Source organism: Pseudomonas sp. JZ114, assembly GCF_051027705.1.
Taxonomy (GTDB): domain Bacteria; phylum Pseudomonadota; class Gammaproteobacteria; order Pseudomonadales; family Pseudomonadaceae; genus Chryseomonas; species Chryseomonas luteola.
On sequence record NZ_CP069256.1, the window covers coordinates 2,761,419 to 2,776,590 of the forward strand.

Here is a 15,172-nt window from a genome sequence, read left to right on the forward strand (position 1 = left end):
TGATCTTGCCATGACCCAAGCTACAAACCCCTTTCTGAACTGGCTGATGCGCTCCAGTCTGGTGATGCAGATTCTCATCGGACTGATCGCCGGCATCGTGCTTGCGCTCGTTGCGCCCTCTGCGGCCCAGGCCACAGGTTTCATCGGCTCCGTGTTCGTCACAGCCCTGAAAGCGGTTGCGCCGATCCTGGTATTTGTTCTGGTAGCGTCCTCCATTGCCAATCACAAGCAGGGACAACCTACCCATATCAAACCCATCCTGTGGTTATATGTAATCGGGACGCTGTCTGCATCGGTAATTGCTGTACTAGCCAGCTTTCTCTTCCCATCGACCTTGACGCTGGTCGCCCATACCAGCGATATCAGCCCGCCGGAAGGGATCAGCAGCGTATTGCAAACATTGCTGCTGAGCATCGTCGATAACCCGGTCAACGCGCTCATCAATGCCAATTTCATGGGTATTCTGGCCTGGGCCATTGGCCTGGGTATTGCCTTCCGTCATGCCAGCGAGACGACCCGTACCGTGTTCACTGATCTGGCGGATGGCGTTTCGAGTATTGTCCGCTTCGTGATTCGCTTTGCGCCGCTCGGTATTTTCGGTCTTGTATCCTCGACCCTGGCAACGTCCGGGTTTGATGCCTTGGCGGGTTACCTGCATCTTTTGGTCGTATTGATTGGTTGCATGCTGCTGGTGGCCTTTGTGGTTAACCCGCTAATCGTGTACTGGAAAACACGACGCAACCCCTACCCCCTTGTCCTGACCTGCCTGCGTGAGAGTGGCATCACAGCGTTCTTCACCCGTAGCTCGGCTGCAAACGTACCGGTCAACCTGGGCTTGTGCGAACGGTTGGGCCTGCATGAGGACACCTATTCGGTTTCGATTCCGCTAGGCGCCACGATTAATATGGCTGGCGCAGCCATTACCATTACTGTGCTAACACTGGCTGCAGTCGAAACACTGGGTATTTCCGTTGATATTCCGACGGCTCTTCTGCTCAGCATAGTGGCCGCGGTTTGTGCCTGCGGTGCGTCAGGCGTCGCGGGCGGTTCGCTGCTGCTGATCCCACTGGCCTGCAGCCTGTTCGGGATTCCCAGTGAAATCGCCATGCAAGTGGTAGCGGTAGGCTTCATTATCGGGGTGGTTCAGGACTCGGCAGAAACCGCCCTGAACTCTTCCACCGATGTGATCTTTACGGCAGCGGCCTGTCAGGCCAAGGAAGCCTGACAGTTAGGCAGCGGAAAGAAACCTCCCTTTCCGCTGCCCTACTCCCTACAGTCAGGCAGGCTCCACTGTAATCTTTGGCGTGCCGTTCTGGGTCTGCACCTTGACCCTTCCAGGGGTGTATTCGACGAGGTGGCCCCCGTCAAAGATAAAGGAATAATCCGAGCGATCGGCTGACATGCTGAGCAACCGGTCCCTGTAAACAAGGACGGTCAGCGACCCTTCCTTCTGTACATGATCCGGTTTACCCATCGAGCCTACGAGTTGCTGCTCGGTCATGTACCGCTCAACCTGCACATCCTGAGCGGTCTGGTCATTCTTGTTCCCATGGGTGCACGCTGCCAGGAGCGCCAGGGAAAGCATCACGATTGTCTTGCGCATGAATCTTCATCCTTTTCCGGCCCGGCAGCACTCACGGCTGCACGCCATGCCGAACCCTGATTGACATCGCTACGCTCAAGGCCCGGTCATCCTTAAAGGACTTCAACCCAGTCGTAACGATTCCTTCCGACTCGCTTTCTGTGATTTCGTTCGCAGCGATTGGAAGCTCAGACAGGATGGAGCCAAGAAACAGATGAGATGGCTATATGACCTCAAGGGAAATCAGCGCTTTCCTGGCTGCTTACGTCCACGGAAACGGTTGCGATTGAGCAGTACATAACCGATGAACTGGACAACTGCTGACAGGACCAGGGGCGTCAGGTGACCCGCGTCACGAGGCGCTCTTTCAGGACCGATCAGCGGCACCAGAGCCGTTACCAGCCCCACTACTCCGCCTACGAACAGCACCAGGCCGATCCAGGTTAATGGGCGTACTTTGGATTTGGAGTCGTTCATTCGATTACTCAGCGAGTTTCTAGGCTCGGCTATTCTATAGGATCGCCCGCCTGACTGCCCCCGGTCGGTTGTGCTGAACCGAAACGGTTTCTTACCTTCAAACCTGTATGTTGCCTTCGCAACCCAATCCCATCCGATTCCAACCGCGAGTATTCAGCATGCGTATTGCTTGTCTTGCCTGGGGCTCCCTGATCTGGAAGCCCGGCCCGCTTCCATTGGCTTCTGCCTGGATGAACGATGGTCCAAGGTTGCCGGTAGAGCTCTGCCGCACCTGTGACGGTGGAGAATTAGCGGTTGCCTTGTCTTCAAGCGCACCGGATAGCCCTACGTTCTGGGCACTGTTGAATGTTCAGGACATTGATATCGCCCGTGAATTGCTACGTGATCGCGAGCAGATCAACCGTGAACGCCCTGAATACGTAGGCAGTATTCCAGGCGAATACGAAGGTCCCTATGGTGAACGCATTCGAGCCTGGGCTGACCACAGGGAGCTGGATGCCGTGGTCTGGACGGCTTTGCCTCCCAAGTCGAGGGACGAAGAGGACCGTATGCCTTCTGTTGATGAAGCCATTGCTTATCTCGATGGGCTTGAAGGGGATATTCGAGATCATGCCTGCAACTATGTCAGGCAGCTTCCGCTTGAAATCAGAACGCCTTATCGCACCGCGGTCGAGCAGCGCCTGGGCTGGATGCCTGTTGATCAATGACTGATTCCTAACAGCGGACAGTTGAGTTCATCGGCGAAGCATGGATTTAATACACTTTGTGTCCCGGATAATCCGGGAGCCGCCTGTTATCCTGTCACATGACCTCACATAACGCTTCTGCTCTAACTCTGTTTCGTGGCCCTGGTGAGATACGTGCCCTGGCAAGGGACCTTGATTGGTCGAAAACACCACTAGGCGCCGTATCCACCTGGCCACAGAGCCTTCGCTCAACGGTCCGTACCCTTCTTTCGTCTCAGTACCCCATGATCCTTACCTGGGGTAGTGCATTTACGCAGATCTACAATGATGCCTACGCCAAGCTGATCGGCGATAAACATCCCCGAGCGCTGGGCGAGGATATCCGCATTACCATGGCGGAAAACTGGGATACCCTTGGTCCTATGATCGAACGGGTCATGGAAAGTGGACAGGCGAACTGGACCGCAGCCCTTCCTCTGCTGATGGACCGCGCAGGCTACCGCGAAGAAGCCTATTTCAGCGTCTCCCATGCACCAGCCGAAAATGACGAAGGAAGCATTGTCGGCATGCTGGCTGTGTGTAGCGAAGTCACTCTGCAGGTTGTAGGCGAGCGCCGATTGAAGCTGCTGAGCGATCTCTCCACACAGGCCGGTGAAATTCGAAGTGTCGAAACCACCGGCAGGGACATTGGAGCCGCACTGGCCAGTGATCCGCTGGATCTGCCTTTTGCACTGCTTTATCTAAAAGGCCCTGAAGAGACGCTGAATCTGGTTGCCGCGACGCCCATAGACCCGGGGGCTCATGTGCCCTCTACCGTGTCTGTGGGCAGCACCGCGACTGAGCCGCTGTGGCCCTTCAAACAGGTCTTGGCTGGGCAAGCCCAAACCATTACCGGGCTTTCAGATGCGCTGGGGCTTCATGGTGGCCTCTGGCAGGACCCTGTCGATTCGGCGCATATCATGCCGATCGCTGGCGAAAGTGATGCCGAGCCGCTAGGGGTCCTGATCGTGGGGATCAGTCCAAGCCGTGCGCTGGATGATGCCTATGCCACATTCATCACACTGGTCGCAGGGCAGGTTTCGACGGCCCTGCGCAATGCCCGTGCGTATGAACAGGCACAGCAGAGAGCCGAGATGCTGGCTGAGCTGGACCGTGCCAAGACTCAGTTCTTCTCCAACGTATCCCATGAGTTCAGAACCCCCCTGACACTCATGCTGGGTCCGCTTGAAGATCTACTTGGAACACAAACCCTGACGCCCGAGGTTCGGGGTGAGTTGACCATAGCGCACCGCAATGCCCTCCGCCTACTGCGGCTGGTCAACACATTGCTGGACTTCTCCCGTGTCGAAGCAGGCCGCTCGCAAGCCCGGTTCGTGCCTACGGATCTGGCATCTTTTACAGCAGATCTAGCAAGCAGTTTTCGCTCGGCTATCGAGCGGGCGGGTCTTCGTTTCGATGTCTTCTGCCCCACCCTCCCCGAGCCCGTCTTTGTCGACCGGGAGATGTGGGAAAAGGTGGTCCTCAATCTATTATCCAATGCGTTCAAGTTTACGTTCAGCGGCCAGATCCGCCTGGAACTGAGCTCGACCGATACCCATGTTCAGCTGACCGTAGCTGACACCGGGGTCGGCATTGCTGCAGAGCACCTTCCCCGTCTTTTTGAGCGCTTCCACCGAATCGAAGACACCAAGAGCCGTTCCTATGAAGGTTCAGGTATTGGCCTGGCCCTGGTGAATGAGCTGGTTTCACTGCATGGTGGCTCGGTATCCGTGAACAGCGAGCTGAACCACGGCACCACGTTCACCTTGAGAATTCCCTTTGGCAGCCGTCATCTCCCGGACGAATCGCTTCAGGATGGTGCATCCGGTGCGAGCGAAAGCCCTGGAGCGGCACCGTTTGTAGAGGAGGCCTTGCGCTGGCTGGTTGATGACCCCGTGACTCCGCGGCTGGAAACCCAGGCGGCTGGAGCGGTGATGGTCGCAGCAAGGGATCCCATGAAGCGGCGTGCCCGTATTGTGCTAGCCGATGACAACGCGGATATGCGCGCCTACATCCAGCGCCTGCTTGAGCCTGATCATGACGTTGTTGCGGTCGCAGACGGAGCCGCCGCGCTTGAGGTTCTGCAGCAGTACGGAGCAGACCTGTTATTGACCGACGTGATGATGCCCCAACTGGATGGATTCGGCCTGGTACGCAAGCTACGGGAAGATCCGCTGCTTAACACCCTGCCCATCATTATGCTCTCGGCACGTGCCGGTGAAGAGGCCAGTGTGGATGGGTTGGCAGCCGGTGCAGATGACTACCTTGTCAAACCCTTTTCCGCCCGGGAGCTCAAGGCCAGGGTTCAATCTACCCTTGAGCTGGCGCACCTGCGCCAGGAAGCCGAGGAGCAGCTGGCCCAGTCGCGAAAGATGGATGCGATCGGTCAGCTGACAGCGGGCGTGGCTCACGACTTCAACAACCTGCTTGCCGTCGTAATCGCCTCGCTGGATTTGCTGGAGCGGCGTACTCACGACGAGCGTACGAGTCGCTTGCTGAAAAATGCACAGCAGGCCGCCAATCGAGGCGCTAGGCTGACCGCGCAGCTGCTTGCTTTCTCGCGTAAGCAGCGACTCAATGCCCGCCCCGTTGACCTCAACTCGACCCTACAAGGTATGCAGGCCCTGTTGCACGCCACCCTTGGCGGCACCGTAGAACTGGTGATGAACCTTCAAGCAGGCCTCTGGCCCGCGCAAAGCGATTCTGACCAGTTTGAATTGGCTATCGTAAACCTGGCGGTGAATGCGCGGGACGCCATGCCCAGCGGCGGAAGCCTGACCATTCAGACACAGAACATAAGCGCCTCGGATAGTCGCCCGGCCTCCCTGGGACGAGGCGAGTTCATACGTATCAGCCTTACCGACACCGGTGAAGGTATGTCTCAGGAGGTGCTCAGCCACGTGTTCGAGCCCTTTTTCACCACCAAAGCACAGGGCAAAGGGACAGGATTGGGCTTGGCCCAGGTCTATGGCACGGTTCGTCAGTTTGGGGGAGACGTTGAAATACAAAGCCAGCCAGGTCACGGCACGTGTATCTCTCTTTACCTGCCCCGTACTTCAGAGCCGGTACAGGCAATGAGCGAGCCGGTCAACGTAGACCTTTCCTCTCCAATCCCGCTAAGGATTCTGCTGGTGGATGACGACGCGCAGGTACGTCACTCAACGTCTGCCATGCTATCGGAGCTAGGCTATGAACACATCGAGGCGGCAAATGGGCAGGAAGCGATACAGCAGTTACATGATGGAGACGGGATAGATCTGCTTCTGACCGACTATGCCATGCCCGGCATGACAGGCATGGAGCTGTGCAAGCAGGGTCTGGCCATCAAACCGGAACTCAGGATTGTGCTGATGACGGGATATGCGGACTCAGCTGCGCTCTCTGCGGGCAATCTTACAGTATTGAGCAAGCCGTTTACTTTGAGCCAACTTGCCAGCGTCATTATTAATGTTGCAAGCCGCGAGCAAACTATCAAACTTAATTGACATAAGTACATTGGTATAAATAAAACCCTCAAGACAGGCTCTATCTTGAGGGTTTCAGAAATACTTTATTGTTGAGCAAACCGCATGGAAACATTGAATCCATTTAAAATAACGGTTCAATACTCTTTTCAAAGGCAAATAAATACCCCTGATCCGCTAAGCAGGATCCTATGAAGTAGTTTTGCTTTTATTCTTATGCGGTAAAAGCTACAGGGCTTGAAAGAAGCGTGATCAGGTCAGCAGCGGCGTTTCTTGGGCAGCACGGCTGATGTCTTCGATGATCTGTTCTTTTTGCACTTCGGTCAGTGAATTCCACTGCTTCTGTGCGAAAACGGTGAGACTGAATACGATATAAACCGAGAGGACGCCAATAACCAGCCATTCCATAATCGATACGCCCTCTCGACGACGTTTCGATGCACCTTCTTTAGTTCTCACGTTACCTCCATACAAGATATTAAAAAATCGATTCAGCTGCCTGAAGACGCAAGCTTAATATCCAGCGGTCACATCAAAAGGCAGCAAGCTAACTAATAGGGGCCAAATACCTGACGAGCGGTTATCAACCAGTCAAATGACTGCAACCGTTAATTCTTGTCGTTAGGTATCGGTTTAAAAGACTACTTCTTGATAGTCGTAGCGACTTATTCTTGACCTAGCGGCATGTCAAATGGATGACTTGGCCGGGTTTCAGGGAGAACCGGTTGTCCCAGTACTCGATACAAGCGTCGTGGCTGTTTCGAGGGTCAGAAGATAAGGACAATATCCGGTCTTTCAACGCGACACTCAGCCGCACCCCTTTGTACTCGATATCCAACGAAACATTGTCCAGCGCAGCAGGAGGCGCAGGCATCACCTGTAAACAGGCCACACTGGGCACTATCCCCAGGTAATGCCGCTGCAGGACATCCAGCGACCCGGCCATGGCGCCCAGATGAATCCCTTCCTGAATGCCGCTATCAGAAGGTGCATCCAGGTCGGTACGCAAGCTCTGCCTGAAGTAGTCCCAAGAGCGCTCCGCATCCAGACGAGCCAACGCACCCGCACAAACCACTTTTGACAGACTGGATTCATGCGTGATACGTGCCAGGTAGTAGTCAGCCGTTCGCCGAATCTCAGCCAAATGCTCGATATAGCCCAAGCGCGCAAGAAGCCGCTCCAATTCCCGGGGCGGAAACAGGTAAAGTAGCATCAGCACATCGGCTTGCTTGGTCAGCTGATAATTGTCGGTCTTGTCACCTTGAGCCTCCAGCATCCAGTCCAGGCGCGGCCGCCCATCTTGACGAAATTTTGGGGGCGGTGACTCCAGCCGGTCAAAGCCTTCAAACTGGCTGATTACGCCATCTCCCTGCACAGGGACATACAGCGTACGGCTGATCCGATCCCAATCCACTCGCTCCAGTGGCGTAACACCAAGCCGCTGTTGAAGTGCATCGGCTTCCTCGTCAGGTAGTAGATCAAGTAATTCCAGAGCCAGGGCCAACACCCAGGACGCCATGACATTGGTATAGGCATTGTTATCGAGCCCCGGCACATCGGTATTGGGATACGCGTTGTGATACTCGTCGGGACCAATAACGCCTTCAATTACATAGCGCCCCCGCTCTGGATTAAAACGCACCATGCTGGCCCAGAAGCGAGCAATTTCCAGAATCAGCTCGCCGCCGTTGTGGCTCAACAGGGAGCGATCTCCTGTAGCGAGATACAGCTGCCAGACATCATAGGCAATGGCTGAACCCACGTGCCGTTGCAGACAGGTATGGTCGGGCACCCAGTGATGGGACAGTGGATTACACTGATAAGGAGGGGTTTCCTCCCCTCCGGTTCGCCCGCTTCTCCAGGGGAACATCGCTCCGCGATACCCGCTCCTGCGCGCCAACGCCCGTGCCATGTCGAGGCGGGCATAGCGGTAGTTCACTACCGTATGAGCAAGCTCTGGAAAGTGAGTGGCTAGAAAGGGCATGGCAAAAATCTCATCCCAGAAGATCTGCCCAAAATATCCTTCCTGCCAACCTCTGGCAGGCCACCCCATGTCCTGACCAAGACTGTTGGGCGAAAGCGCCTGAAGCACATGGAAACGATGCAGGCGCAGGGGCAAGGCGAGATGATGCTCGGTCATCTGCATGGCCATGCGGCCCCATAACCTGTGCCAATGGGCGGCGTGCCGCTGCAGGACGCTATCAAAATCGGAGCGCCGACGGAGTTGGTCGAGCATAATCGAAAGCGTTACCCCACTGTCCTCATGACGCGGGATTTCACCCTCGACCCTGACCGTTACATATTTCTCGATGATCAGCGTTCTGCCTTCAGGCAGATCACAGGTAGCCTCAAGGCACAGGCAGTCGCCCATCACGGCCTGTTGCCAGGGACCAGCCGGCATACTTAGCCGGGTATGTGCCGCAACTGCTACCTCGCGGGACCGGTCATGCAGGGATGCCAACACAGCGGCGCCACCGTCAGCTTCGCTATGGAATCCAATGGTTTGCAGGCGTCGCCCCTCATAGGCTGCATCACGCTTGACCCCGGCATTTCTGACCCCGGCGTTGAGCGTCGAGCGCACCCGGATGCAGCCTCCATCGGGTACGTACACCTCCCAGCGCAGTACGCACAGATCAGGGTCGGCCATGCTGACCAGACGCGTCTCGCTCAGCCGCACTTCACGCGTCGGCCCCATCATGAAAGTCATGTCGCGCCGCAGCGTGCCACGGTCCAGTGAAAGTACCTGGCGATAACGCTGAAGCTTGACAGAGGCTAGGTTGAACCACAGGTCATCATCCAGCGCGAACGTGAGTCCGAACGGATCAGGCAGGTTGACCAAGGCCGTCATGGCGATGCGCGTCCCATTCACCCTGCGTGGCGCATCGTCATACCAACCCGCACGATAAAAACCGGGGTAGTGCTGGTCGTCCCCCTGGCTCAGACGGCTTGCGCTAAGTTCCGGTGCACTGGCCCGCATACTGAGCACACCATTGCCCAGTGCCAGAAGTGCTTCACGGCGACGTTCGTCCGAGGGCTTGTACTCATTGAATATGATCTCGGTGCGAGTTGTGTTGAACGCATCATTCATGGAGATTGCGTACCCCTGCTCTCAGCCGGTCCGCCTGCTGCTCCACCTCCTCGCGCGAAGGATAGGCAGGTTGCGAGCCGTATCCTCTTACTGCCAGGTTGGCAGCAGCAACGCCTCGCAAAGCGGCTTCCAGCGGTGCGAGGCCTTCCAGCAGGGCAATCGACAGAACGCCTGTGAACGCATCACCGGCCCCCGTGCTGTCCACTATATCAGCCTCTCCTGCCGGGATAAGCGCTGCGCCCTCCTCGGTTACCAGCACACAACCGCCATCCTCCAGCTTGATGCACACAATCGAGACGCCCCACTTATGAAGCGTTCGAGCCGCTTCCAAGGCCGATTCGGGAGAGTCGATCGTGATGCCGGTGACTCCCTCGGCTTCGGAGGCATTGGGCGATACCGCCAGAACCTTGCTCAGCAATGCCTTTTCAACGCGGTCGGGAAAGGACAAGTCCATTACGACAGGAACGGTACGCTGGTCTGCCGCCTCGACAGCCTTACGCACTACCCAGGCAGGTATCTCATAGTCCACTGTCAGCAACGCCGGCGGAGCGGTCTGCCTGATCGCCTCAACCATGGCCTGGGCAGATGCCTCATCCCATTGATCGTTGGCGTTGGTTGCCAAAACGATCTGTTTCTTGCCTTTGGGCGGGACCATAATGATGGAAACCCCGGTAGTCGCTCCGCGCGCCGTGCAAACCGAACCTATATCGACCCCTGCAGCCTGCAGAGGCGACAGGGCTTGTCTTGCCAGATCATCGTCTCCCACGCAGCCCAGCAGCCGAGACGTACATCCGAATACCGCACCCAAATAGGCTACGTTGGCCGCTTTGCCTCCCGAAAGGCGCACGTGGTCATGGGCGAGCAAGGTTTCGGCACTACCTGGCTCCTCATCGAGCCGCATTTGAAAGTCTGCATTGATGCTGCCCAGGGATAGCAATGTAGAGCGGGTCAAGGCGTTTCTCCCATGAGAATAAGAGCACTAAGGAGGACTCGCCCCGATTGTTCAGGTTCGCTGAAAGCTCGTTTTTACCGATCGATTGCGCAACCAGGTGTAACAACAGGCTGTCCACCTTAGACTCATACGTAAGGAACGCCCATGACCTGTTGCCTGTTCGATATCAATGAAACACTGCTGGATCTGGCAGGGTTGGATTCGGTCTTTTTCCAGACCTTTGGTTCATCCACAGCGCGTAGTGCCTGGTTTGCCCAGACGCTGCAGAACGCCATGACCGCTACGATTACTGGCCCTAGCATTTCATTCGAGGAAGCTGGGCAGGCTGCGCTGACCATGCTGGCGCAACGTGAACAGGTTCAGCTTTCAGAAGCCGATCGCCACCACGTTAAAACCGCCATGCGTATGCTGCCAGCGCACCCCGATGTCGAGCCAGCGCTTGAGCAGTTGCGCAAGTCAGGGGCTCGAATAGTCGCCCTGTCCAATAATGCACGCGAGCTGGTTGATGCCCAATTATCCGCCGCTGGACTGCGTGGCTATTTTGATGAAGTGCTTTCGGCAGAAGATGCTCAGACTCTAAAGCCGGATGCGCCTGCGTATCTCCAGGCTGCCAAAACCCTGAATACAGACCCAAAACGGCTGTGGCTGATTGCCGTGCATGCCTGGGACATCGCCGGCGCCCAACGCGCAGGCTTCAAGACCGCACTGGTTTCACGCACTGCTCAACAGGTACCCAGCCCATTGGCGCCACCTACAGTTCAGGGTTCTGACCTGACGGCAGTCGTCGAACAGATACTGACCCTGGAGTCAGCCTGAATAGATGTTTCTGTATGTTACTGATTCCTGAGCCCATCAGTGACTAATGCCGCGGCCTCCACGGCAGGCAGAGATCACAGCCAAACTGTATACCCATGCGCATCTGTCGCAGACAGAAAAAAAACGTAGAACTTTGCGGACCTGACCTATGTCAATGAAACCGTAACGTTGGTGTGGCTATCAGGTGAGGCATATGGATAATCCTTTTCAAGTTATCGCTGCGGCTTTCGAAGCTGATTACCGCGTCAATTTCCGTATTGAGCGCATGGATGGAAGCGTCACGCTGACCCTTTCGGACGATACCGGCACCAAGGCTCGTCGTCTGATTACCAAAGAGCAACTGCACACGCCGAAAAAGCTGGACCGCGTCATCGATGGCATTCGCCTGGGCATGGCGATCGACAGTGGCTGTGGTGTACCGGAGCTGTTGGCCTCCCTGTCGCCCTACAAGACGTATTCGATCTCCCGCTGAGCAAGTAGTAGCTGCATGTCTTCACCCAACGGCCTTGGTGGTGTCTCGATGACTTATGATCATGGTGAGTCGATCGGCGCGCCCTCCTCTTTTAATACGGTAATTCCGCTAGCTGACGCGACGAACCTGTCGTCCAAAGAAAATACGGTCGTTACCGACGCGATCATGGCGACACGCTATGCGTTGGCATGTGATGAGCTGGCAGACGCATTGGCCCCGCTCAAGGTGTGGCCAACACTGACTGACCTGCAGGGAACATTTTCCTTTAGCGTGCTTGATCTCTACGGACGCGTCGCCTACCGCTCAACACGCATTCGTCAGGTGCAATACAGCGAACCCGGCTCGCTGAAAGGTACTGTCTCGGCAGCCCGACGCGCGTTGGCTGCGCAGGGCCTGGGTTTTCCAGTCTGGGATACAGGTCTTGAAAAACCGGACACCTGTCCGGAGGAAACGACAGCCCCTGCAGATCTGCCTTGCAAGGGCTGTCGCTTGATGGGGTGTAAGTACTAGCGTCAATGGCCAGCCCTACTTTTTAGCGCAACAGCAACACCCGCTAGTGGCGGGTTTTTTGTTCTAAATCAACACGCATGACATCCAACAGGCAAAGCCTGCTGGATGTCGATTGAGCAAGCGCAATAACACGCTGTCATAGACAGACGCCTATGCCTCAATCAGCATAACGCATTACGGTAGCGCCCGTGGCTCGCAAGGTAGCCAACGATTGCGGTGCCAACGCCCCCGCGCGAAGCGAGACGTCTTTGCGCATATCGTCGATCACGATTTGCAGCGCGCGGTCATCGCTTAGCTGGCGAGCGGAAATCACACGCGTAACTCGCGCATCGCTGCCCAAATCCTGTACGCAGAACACAACGCTTCCGTCAGGACGAGGCTCAGTTACCGAGCATTCGTAAGTTGGAAAGGCAGTCATCAGTTTTTCAGTTGCGCTATTCATCATTCCCCCATTCATTAAATAGTTTTACGTTTTATGAATGCGATGAGAAAGACAGTGACTTGGAAGCCAGAGTTCACAACAAAAACTTGAAATTCACGAAAAAATGCAATAGAAGTCGCGATCCTGCTGCTATCAATGCGCCATCTACCGGCAAAATGGGCGGTTTAAAGACGAAGCAGTGTCATACAACTCCCTTCCTTGCCTCCATCAACAGTAATAACTCTGGCCTAATCCTGCATTAAAAAGGTGGCGATCTGTTCGCAACTGAACGGCCAATCCAGCTCCCGTCCACTTTCCAAGTGACGCAGTACCGGAATTCGCATGCCGTACCGCTCCACGCCTCCGTCCAATTCCACAATATCAACGGTTTCGACCAGCAGACCATGCTCAACGAAGGGCATCAGGACCGTTTCAGCGTCATGACAGAGGTGGCAGGCTGCGGTAACCAACAACTGACAATGTGGGCTCATGGCCACCTCCTAAACGTGCAACATCTTTCAGTATGGTACGGCTTGAGCAAGCCAAGCATTGATATACCTCAATGGAGTTTACGCTGGCTCATTTAGACTTTTGCTCATCATCACGGGGCTTGGCGTATTCGAAGGGGAGATAACCCCTCATTACGTGGTCGACTTAGTGACGTAACCTGACTGTGAGGCCTACGTGTTCATTGATCTTCTCTTGCTGTTGGCGGCGTCCCTGGTGGTCATCTCGCTAATACGCCGAGTCGGACTGCCGCCCTTGCTGGGCTATCTGTTCGTAGGTCTGGTCCTGGGCCCCAATGCCTTGGGCTGGGTTCAGCCGGATCAGTCTCTTCCCCTGATTGCCGAGATGGGCGTCGTGTTTTTGCTTTTCATGCTAGGCCTGGAATTTTCCCTGCCTCGCATGCTGGCGTTGCGTCGGGTCGTCTTCGGGTTGGGCAGTTTCCAGATTCTGCTATGCAGCATTCCGCTGGCACTGCTCCTGAATCTGCTGGGCGCCTCGCCCGGAACTGCCGCGTTGTTAGGGGTTGGACTGTCACTGTCCTCAACCGCCATCGTGACGCGAGAGCTTTCCACCTTGGGCGAAGTGCTGACGCCCCATGGTCAGAACACCATAGGCGTCCTGCTTTTTCAGGATGTGGTCGCGGTACTGCTTTTGACCCTGATTCCGGTCTTCAGCGGGCATGCCGATACCGTGTGGTATTGGGCCCTTCCCCTTACTTTGGGCAAGACGGCCGTCCTGTTCATCACCCTATTGGCGGCCAGCCGCTGGCTCTTGCCTCCCCTGTTTCGTGAAATCGGCAGCTCCCGCTCCGCCGAGCTGTTTCTGCTGCTGGCATTGCTGATCGTCCTGCTCACCGCCTGGCTCACGCACCTGATGGGCCTTTCCATGGGCTTTGGCGCATTTCTGGCAGGGATGCTGCTGGGCGAGAGCCATTATCGGCATCAGGTCGAAGCGGATTTGCGTCCTTTCCGAGATGTGCTTCTAGGCCTGTTCTTTATCAGTGTCGGCATGCTGATCGATATACAGGTCGTCATACGCCAACCTGGTTTCGTACTGCTCCTGGTCCTAGCACTGGTCGTCCTGAAGGCACTCATCGTGGCACTGGTCGTTCGAAACCGCTTTGGCGATAACGCCACCGGCTGGCGCACGGGCGTGGCGCTGGCCCAGGGCAGCGAGTTCTGCTTTGCACTGGTGGCGCAGGCCAGGCAGGAAGGACTGGTGGAAGAAATGTTCTCCGGTGCGCTGTTGACGGCTGTTTTCATTTCCATGGCCATTGCGCCTGTACTGCTGCGCAATGCTTCGCGGCTGGCCCGATCATTGGGGCTGGTCAGCCCAACACCCGTCTCGGACATTGCCAGTGCCAGCGAGGGTCTCGCCGGGCATGTGATCATCTGCGGCTTCGGCCGGGTCGGGCAGTCGATCGCCCGCCTGCTGAGCCTGGAGAAAATACCGTTCACAGCGCTGGATAACGATCCTGTTCGGGTCCAGGAAGCCGTGGCTATCGAGGCAAGCGTTCATTATGGAGACTCCAGTCGTACCGAGCTCCTGGAGGCCGTAGGCATTGCCCATGCCCGCCTATTGGTTGTTGCGGTAGACGACCCGTCCCGGGCGCTGGCCATTGTTCGCCTGGCACGTCAGCAACGGGCGGATCTACCTATCCTGGTGCGCACACGAGACAGCAGCCTCAACGCCGACCTGCGCGCTGCAGGTGCCAGTGCCGTTGTTCCCGAACTGCTTGAGTCAAGCCTGATGCTGGGATCTCAGGCGCTACTTCTCCTAGGGTTATCGGAGCGCCACGTCCAGGAGCGTATCGACACTATCCGCCGGGAGCGCTACAGCCTGCTGCAAGGTTATTACCAAGGCGCACAAGCCGATGTGCTGGATGCTCACCGCAACAGCCGCATCATGCTGCATGCCATCTATCTTCCCGATAATGCCCATGCGGTCGGGCGGTCCCTGGACTCTCTGGAGCTGGAGGCGCTGGGACTTAGTCTGGAAACCATCCGCCGTGATGGCGCGGAGCTGATCATCACGCCGGAGCTACTCCTTAAAGCCCATGACACCTTGCTGCTCAAAGGGCCGGTCGCGGCGTTGGAGCAGGCCGAGGCCCGCTTGTTGGCCGGTATGTCGTGAAAGAGCGACAAACGGAACCTTTGCG

14 protein-coding genes are annotated in these 15,172 nt (G+C 56.4%); 7 read left to right on the plus strand and 7 right to left on the minus strand.

Annotation, left to right across the window (positions count from 1 at the left end; genetic code table 11):
* Window positions 1-10: 10 nt before the first annotated feature.
* Window positions 11-1,225, plus strand: a complete 1,215-nt coding sequence (gene sstT, locus JQR90_RS12940) for a serine/threonine transporter SstT (RefSeq protein WP_010795049.1) — start codon at window positions 11-13, stop codon at window positions 1,223-1,225.
* A gap of 51 nt (window positions 1,226-1,276) precedes the next feature.
* On the opposite strand, the gene JQR90_RS12945 is transcribed toward sstT, so the two are convergent.
* Both JQR90_RS12945 and JQR90_RS12950 read right to left on the minus strand, forming a co-directional pair.
* Window positions 1,277-1,603, minus strand: coding sequence for a hypothetical protein (locus JQR90_RS12945; protein ID WP_434140046.1), 327 nt, complete (start codon window positions 1,601-1,603; stop codon window positions 1,277-1,279).
* 222 nt (window positions 1,604-1,825) lie between these two features.
* A complete protein-coding gene (locus tag JQR90_RS12950) occupies window positions 1,826-2,059 on the minus strand; it encodes a hypothetical protein (RefSeq protein ID WP_010795051.1) in 234 nt (77 codons plus the stop codon).
* A gap of 158 nt (window positions 2,060-2,217) precedes the next feature.
* Between JQR90_RS12950 and JQR90_RS12955 the strand changes: the two genes are divergently transcribed.
* Both JQR90_RS12955 and JQR90_RS12960 read left to right on the plus strand, forming a co-directional pair.
* A complete protein-coding gene (locus JQR90_RS12955; protein WP_010795052.1) occupies window positions 2,218-2,766 on the plus strand; it encodes a hypothetical protein in 549 nt (182 codons plus the stop codon).
* A gap of 263 nt (window positions 2,767-3,029) precedes the next feature.
* Window positions 3,030-6,269: an ATP-binding protein gene (locus JQR90_RS12960; protein ID WP_434140047.1), complete on the plus strand. Its 3,240-nt coding sequence runs from the start codon at window positions 3,030-3,032 to the stop codon at window positions 6,267-6,269.
* A 231-nt stretch (window positions 6,270-6,500) separates the two neighbouring features.
* On the opposite strand, the gene JQR90_RS12965 is transcribed toward JQR90_RS12960, so the two are convergent.
* The 3 genes from JQR90_RS12965 to JQR90_RS12975 form a co-directional block, all read right to left on the minus strand.
* Window positions 6,501-6,707 (minus strand): hypothetical protein, encoded by a 207-nt coding sequence (locus JQR90_RS12965; protein WP_010795055.1) that lies wholly within the window; start codon window positions 6,705-6,707, stop codon window positions 6,501-6,503.
* Window positions 6,708-6,924: 217 nt separating this feature from the next.
* Window positions 6,925-9,336: a glycoside hydrolase family 65 protein gene (locus tag JQR90_RS12970; RefSeq protein ID WP_073449354.1), complete on the minus strand. Its 2,412-nt coding sequence runs from the start codon at window positions 9,334-9,336 to the stop codon at window positions 6,925-6,927.
* Complete coding sequence (locus JQR90_RS12975) at window positions 9,329-10,288, minus strand: PfkB family carbohydrate kinase (protein WP_010795057.1); 960 nt, start codon at window positions 10,286-10,288, stop codon at window positions 9,329-9,331. The genes JQR90_RS12970 and JQR90_RS12975 overlap by 8 nt, the downstream gene beginning before the upstream one ends.
* Before the next feature lie 144 nt (window positions 10,289-10,432).
* On the opposite strand from JQR90_RS12975, the gene JQR90_RS12980 reads away from it, so the two are divergent.
* The 3 genes from JQR90_RS12980 (at window position 10,433) to JQR90_RS12990 (ending at window position 12,086) form a co-directional block, all read left to right on the plus strand.
* Complete coding sequence (locus JQR90_RS12980) at window positions 10,433-11,104, plus strand: haloacid dehalogenase type II (protein ID WP_010795058.1); 672 nt, start codon at window positions 10,433-10,435, stop codon at window positions 11,102-11,104.
* Between the two features lie 193 nt (window positions 11,105-11,297).
* Window positions 11,298-11,576, plus strand: a complete 279-nt coding sequence (locus JQR90_RS12985; RefSeq protein WP_010795059.1) for a DUF3509 domain-containing protein — start codon at window positions 11,298-11,300, stop codon at window positions 11,574-11,576.
* A gap of 15 nt (window positions 11,577-11,591) precedes the next feature.
* Window positions 11,592-12,086: a hypothetical protein gene (locus JQR90_RS12990; RefSeq protein ID WP_010795060.1), complete on the plus strand. Its 495-nt coding sequence runs from the start codon at window positions 11,592-11,594 to the stop codon at window positions 12,084-12,086.
* 157 nt (window positions 12,087-12,243) lie between these two features.
* Here JQR90_RS12990 and JQR90_RS12995 read toward each other — a convergent pair whose 3' ends face one another.
* Both JQR90_RS12995 and JQR90_RS13000 read right to left on the minus strand, forming a co-directional pair.
* Window positions 12,244-12,504: a DUF3509 domain-containing protein gene (locus tag JQR90_RS12995; protein WP_169715110.1), complete on the minus strand. Its 261-nt coding sequence runs from the start codon at window positions 12,502-12,504 to the stop codon at window positions 12,244-12,246.
* A 251-nt stretch (window positions 12,505-12,755) separates the two neighbouring features.
* Complete coding sequence (locus tag JQR90_RS13000) at window positions 12,756-12,998, minus strand: glutaredoxin family protein (RefSeq protein ID WP_010795062.1); 243 nt, start codon at window positions 12,996-12,998, stop codon at window positions 12,756-12,758.
* Window positions 12,999-13,191: 193 nt separating this feature from the next.
* Between JQR90_RS13000 and JQR90_RS13005 the strand changes: the two genes are divergently transcribed.
* Window positions 13,192-15,147: a monovalent cation:proton antiporter-2 (CPA2) family protein gene (locus JQR90_RS13005; protein ID WP_434140048.1), complete on the plus strand. Its 1,956-nt coding sequence runs from the start codon at window positions 13,192-13,194 to the stop codon at window positions 15,145-15,147.
* Window positions 15,148-15,172: the final 25 nt, after the last annotated feature.

Excerpts from the sequence above, each read along its gene's own strand:
- sstT (WP_010795049.1), top strand. The coding sequence starts at position 11 with ATGACCCAAGCTACAAACCCCTTTCTGAACTGGCTGATGCGCTCCAGT.
- JQR90_RS12945 (WP_434140046.1), bottom strand. The coding sequence starts at position 1,603 with ATGCGCAAGACAATCGTGATGCTTTCCCTGGCGCTCCTGGCAGCGTGC.
- JQR90_RS12950 (WP_010795051.1), bottom strand. The coding sequence starts at position 2,059 with ATGAACGACTCCAAATCCAAAGTACGCCCATTAACCTGGATCGGCCTG.
- JQR90_RS12955 (WP_010795052.1), top strand. The coding sequence starts at position 2,218 with ATGCGTATTGCTTGTCTTGCCTGGGGCTCCCTGATCTGGAAGCCCGGC.
- JQR90_RS12960 (WP_434140047.1), top strand. The coding sequence starts at position 3,030 with ATGATCCTTACCTGGGGTAGTGCATTTACGCAGATCTACAATGATGCC.
- JQR90_RS12970 (WP_073449354.1), bottom strand. The coding sequence starts at position 9,336 with ATGAATGATGCGTTCAACACAACTCGCACCGAGATCATATTCAATGAG.
- JQR90_RS12980 (WP_010795058.1), top strand. The coding sequence starts at position 10,433 with ATGACCTGTTGCCTGTTCGATATCAATGAAACACTGCTGGATCTGGCA.
- JQR90_RS12985 (WP_010795059.1), top strand. The coding sequence starts at position 11,298 with ATGGATAATCCTTTTCAAGTTATCGCTGCGGCTTTCGAAGCTGATTAC.
- JQR90_RS12990 (WP_010795060.1), top strand. The coding sequence starts at position 11,592 with ATGTCTTCACCCAACGGCCTTGGTGGTGTCTCGATGACTTATGATCAT.
- JQR90_RS12995 (WP_169715110.1), bottom strand. The coding sequence starts at position 12,504 with ATGACTGCCTTTCCAACTTACGAATGCTCGGTAACTGAGCCTCGTCCT.
- JQR90_RS13000 (WP_010795062.1), bottom strand. The coding sequence starts at position 12,998 with ATGAGCCCACATTGTCAGTTGTTGGTTACCGCAGCCTGCCACCTCTGT.